At 66.0% G+C, this 4,746-nt stretch carries 4 protein-coding genes; 3 read left to right on the top strand and 1 reads right to left on the bottom strand.

What is annotated here, in order from left to right; all coding sequences use genetic code 11:
- Positions 1–26: 26 nt before the first annotated feature.
- Complete coding sequence (locus ACR0NT_RS19425; RefSeq protein ID WP_170447508.1) at positions 27–287, bottom strand: hypothetical protein; 261 nt, start codon at positions 285–287, stop codon at positions 27–29.
- Between the two features lie 333 nt (positions 288–620).
- On the opposite strand from ACR0NT_RS19425, the gene ACR0NT_RS19420 reads away from it, so the two are divergent.
- The 3 genes from ACR0NT_RS19420 to ACR0NT_RS19410 are packed head-to-tail and all read left to right on the top strand — an operon-like array spanning position 621 to position 4,736.
- Positions 621–2,681: a YjbH domain-containing protein gene (locus ACR0NT_RS19420; RefSeq protein ID WP_170675170.1), complete on the top strand. Its 2,061-nt coding sequence runs from the start codon at positions 621–623 to the stop codon at positions 2,679–2,681.
- Entirely contained in the window at positions 2,678–3,331 is a 654-nt protein-coding gene (locus tag ACR0NT_RS19415; RefSeq protein WP_170675172.1) for a YjbF family lipoprotein, read from the top strand. The genes ACR0NT_RS19420 and ACR0NT_RS19415 overlap by 4 nt, the downstream gene beginning before the upstream one ends.
- The gene (locus tag ACR0NT_RS19410; RefSeq protein WP_170675174.1) at positions 3,321–4,736 is read left to right on the top strand and encodes a polysaccharide biosynthesis/export family protein; all 1,416 of its coding nucleotides are present in this window, start codon (positions 3,321–3,323) and stop codon (positions 4,734–4,736) included. The genes ACR0NT_RS19415 and ACR0NT_RS19410 overlap by 11 nt, the downstream gene beginning before the upstream one ends.
- Positions 4,737–4,746 lie beyond the last annotated feature (10 nt).

The following is a 4,746-nucleotide window of genomic DNA, read 5'->3' as shown; positions in this document are numbered from 1 at the left end:
GTTTTTATCGTTGTGTCTAGGTGATTTTAGTTTGTGCTGACGGTGCTGGTTGTGGTTGTGCTGTTTGAGGAACCGCCGCCGCCTGCGGCTGCGAGGCCTGCGGCGGCTGCTGCGACGCCGAGTGCGGGGGCGACGAGCGGGACAAAGCCGGTCACGCCCTCCTGGGCGGCGGCGTCGCGCGCGGCGCGGGCCTCATCGCTCTGGTCTGTGCCGGTCGTGCCGGAGGCGTCCTGCGCATAGGCGCCGGTGGCCGAAAGCGCCAGAATCAGAAGTGTTGTTCTGATCATCGTTAGTCTCCTAAAACGGGTCTTGGGCGCAGGCTAACACAACCGTCCGGGTCTGAGAATGCCGCATCCGCAAAAAATGCGTGGATTTACCGGGAAAGCCCGATTTTTCAGCGGCTTGCGGCAAGGCCCACCGCCGCTGCGGCCGCTGCCTTACGGTGCCTGATCGCTGCGCAGCTGCCCGGTTAAATTGCAGCTCAGCCACAAATACCCGGGAAAGCCCGCATCCGCGAATTGCCACAAGACGCCACCGGCAAAACCCGCTAATCAGGCGCCGTAAAAAAGCGATAAACTGACGTGAAGATTCGAGCGGTATCAGCAAGGCGGAAAGGCCTGATGGCCTTGGTGTGCGCGGCGGCGACCGGCATGGCGCAGGCGCAGTCGGTCTCGACCTATGGCACGCCCGGCCTGCTCGAGATCCCGACCGCCGAGATGTTCGAGGACGGCACGCTGGTCTTCACCGCCGCCGGGTTGCGCAACAGCGGCCGGGGCACGATGACCTTCCAGATGCTGCCCTGGGTGCATGGCAGTTTCCGCTATGCGGTGATCGACAGGTTCAACAGCCCTGACAGGACGCTCTATGACCGCAGCTTTGACCTGCATTTCCGGCTGCGCGAGGAAAGCAAACACAGCCCGGCCATCGTGATGGGGCTGCGCGATTTCGGCGGCACCGGCATCTATGCCGCCGAGTATTTCGTGGCCACAAAAACCTTTCGCGACCGGGTCAGGCTGACCGGCGGCATCGGCTGGGGGCGGATGGCCGGGCGTGGCGCGTTTTCCAACCCGCTGGGCATCTTCGGCGACCGCTTCGACACCCGGCCGGTGTCGGATGCGGGCGGGATTTCCACCACCGGCCAGCTGGATTTCGGCAACTGGTTCCGCGGCGACGCGGCCCTGTTCGGCGGCGTCAGCTGGCAGTATGACGACCGGCTGACCTTTCTGGCCGAGTATTCCCCCGATCTGTATACGCAGGAAGCGGTGGCAGACAGTCTCAGGGTCAGATCGCCGATCAATGTCGGCGTCCAATACCGGTTCAAAAACGGCACCCAGCTGACCACATCCTATCTCTATGGCACCACGCTGGGACTGACGCTGAGCTATTTCATCGACCCGCGCAAGGCGGTGACCCCCGGCGGGCAGGGCGCCGCCCCACCGCCGCTGAAGCCCGAAGCCCGGATCGCCGCCACCGCCCGCGCCCCCGGCGACATCCGCGCCCGGATGCAGGCCGCGCTGGCGCAGGAAGGGCTGCGGCTGGTCTACCTGTCCGGGACCGGCGACACCGTTCAGGTCGGGGTCGAGAACACCCGCTATGGCCAGGCCGCCCAGGCACTGGGGCGCACCGCCCGGGTGCTGGCCAACGAAGAACCGCCGCAGACCGAGCAGTTCGACATCGCGCTGATGTCGAACGGCGTGCCGCTGAGTGCGGTGCGGGTCAACCGCGACGACCTCTATGAGCTGGAGCACGACCCCGACAATGCCTGGCGCAGCTTTGCCCGGGCTCAGATCTCGGACACGATCCCGCTGCTGCAGGGCGGCATCCTCAGCGATGCCTATCCGCATTTCTCCTACCGGTTCGGGCCTTATCTGAACTTTTCCTTCTTCGATCCCGACGACCCGCTGCGATACGAGCTGGGGGCGGCGCTGGGGCTGGATTACACCCTGTTGCCCGGCTTCACCCTGTCGACCGAGCTGCGCCAGCCGATCCTCAGCACGCTGGATGACAGCACCCGGGTCTCGGATTCGCCGCTGCCGCATGTACGCTCGGACTGGGCGATCTATGCCCGCGAATCCAACCTGCGCGTCGAACATATGACCGCCGAGTACATGTGGCGGCCGGGCGCCAACCTCTATGCCCGCACCACGCTGGGCTATCTCGAGACCATGTTCGGCGGGCTGTCAGCCGAGCTGCTGTGGTATCCCACCAACAGCCGCCTGGCCCTGGGGGTCGAGGCCAATTACGTCGCCCAACGTGACTATGACGTGCTGTTCGGCTTTCAGGATTACTCGGTCGCCACCGGGCATATGTCGGCCTATTACGATCTGCCCGGCGACTTTCACGCGCAGGTCGATGTCGGGCGCTATCTGGCCGGCGACTATGGCGCCACCTTTGCGCTGGACCGCGAGTTCACCAACGGTTTCAAGGTCGGCGCCTTCTTTACCCTGACCAATGTCAGCTCCGAGGAATTCGGCGAAGGCTCGTTCGACAAGGGCATCCGGATCGAGGTTCCGATCTCGTGGCTGACCGGGCGGCCGTCGCGCAACAAGATCGCCCAGACCATCCGCCCGGTGCTGCGCGATGGCGGCGCCCGGCTGAACGTGCGCAACCGGCTGTACGGCGTCACCCGCGAGGCCCGCGCCCAGGACCTGTCCCGCGGCTGGGGGAGGTTCTGGCGATGACAGCCCTGCGCCGCCCTGCCCTGTTGGCCCTGCTGGCCCTGATGCTGATCTCCTGCGGCGAGGCGCAGGAGGATGCCGATCTGCTGAAAGGCGCGCTGTTTCCCAACGCGCCCCGGCTCCATCCCCGCGCCGGGGCGCTGGCCGCGCGCCGCCCGATCCCGCCCCGGCTTGAAGTCGGCTTTCCCAGCCGCGATCTGGCCGGGGTCATGCTGCTTGAGACCGAACGCGCCGGGGTGCAGACCTGGCTGACCGCGGATGGCGCCACCATCACGCTGGAACAGGGGCTGCTGACCTCGGCCATCGGTTTTGGCGGCGGCCTGTCCGGGTCGGATCTGCGCCAGAGCGCGGCGCTGATCCTGGGCCGCGGTGCGGGTCAGGCCGAGCGGTTCCACAGCTTTCTCAACGGCGATGACGAGATCGAGCTGCACGCCTATAAATGCCGGATCACCCCGCTGGGCACGGACATGGTCGTGCTGGGCGGCACCCCCGTCGCCACGCAAAAGCGGCAGGAAGACTGCTATGGGCTGGCCCAGCAGTTCACCAACATTTACTGGGTGCAGGACAGCACCGGCCGCATCGTCCAGTCCTCGCAATGGACCGGCGATTTCCTGGGCAACATGTTCATAAAGGTGGTGCCCGATGATAGGTAAGATTCTGAACAGCGGAGGACGCACCGTGCGCCACATCCCCCTTTTCCTCGGCGCGCTGGCCGTCACCGGCCTGATCGCCGGATGCTCGACCATCTACCGCAGCCCCTCGGTGACCGCAGGCGTGTCGGATGCCGGCAAGGTCCGCGTCGTGCCGGTGACGCCCGAGACCGTGCTGGTCGCCAACCGCTCGCCCTATGCGCCCAAAACCCTGCCCTCGGTGTTTGCGCTGTCGGCCGGATCGGGGTCTTCCACCAGCCTGCGCGGCACCGGCCCCCTGCCCGAGGCGCCCTCGACCCAGGACGGATCGCGCGCGCGCCTGGAACTGGACCCGCCGCCGCAGGTCAACCCCGGCCCCTACACCATCGGCATCGGCGACGTGCTGGTGCTGTCGACGCCGTCGACGCAAGGAACAGCCGGAGAGCTGTCGGGCCTCCTGGCCGCACAGAACAGCCGCAACGGCTATACCGTGCAGGATGACGGCGCGATCAACATCCCCGATGTCGGCCGCGTGCGCCTGGTCGGCCTGACCGTGGACGAGGCCGAGGCGGTGCTGTTCCAGCGTCTGGTGGAAAACCAGATCGACCCCACCTTCAGCCTGGAGATTGCCGAGTTCAATTCCCGCCGCGTCTCGGTCGGCGGCGCCGTCGGCCAGCCCGGCGTGCAGCCCATCACCCTGACCCGGCTGACCCTGGGCGAGGCGCTCTCGGCCGCCGGTTCGGTCTCGGTCAGCGATATCGACAATTCCTCGGTCCGCATCTACCGCAACGGGCAGATGTATCAGATCCCGCTGGAACAGCTCTATGCGCGCACCGACCTGCAGAACCTCAACCTGATCGCCGACGACTCGGTCTTTGTCGATACCGACTACGATCTGGACCGCGCCGAGCGCTACTTTGCCCAGCAGATCGCCCTGCGCGAGACCGTGCTGGAAGGCCGCCAGACCGCGCTGCAGGAACTGAACGTGGCCGTCAACCTGCGCCGCGACGATCTGGAGGAACGCCGCAGCACCTTCGTCCAGTCGATCGAGCTGGACGCGGTCGACCGCGATTATGTCTATCTCTCAGGCGAGGTCCGCACCCAGGGCCGCTATGCCCTGCCCTTCAACCACTCCGCCACCCTGGCTGACGCGCTTTACGACACCGGCGGCGGCGTCGCCAAGGAAACCGGCGACGCCTCCGAGGTCTACGTCCTGCGCGCCGCCCAGGACCCCCGCGAGTTCGGCGCCGTCACCGCATGGCACCTCGACACCCGCAACGCCGCACACCTGACGCTGGCCGCACAGTTCGAACTGCGCAACAACGACATCATCTTCATCGCAGAAAACCCCGTCACAAAATGGGGCAGAACAATCTCACAAATCACCCCATCCCTCATAACAACCCCCATAAACGCCGCCGCCAATTGATTTGACGGGC

The sequence above is a fragment of the Ruegeria sp. AB10 genome (assembly GCF_056542745.1).
The sequence above is the reverse complement of the archived record's forward strand: the minus strand, read 5'-3'. Positions and strand labels throughout refer to the sequence as shown.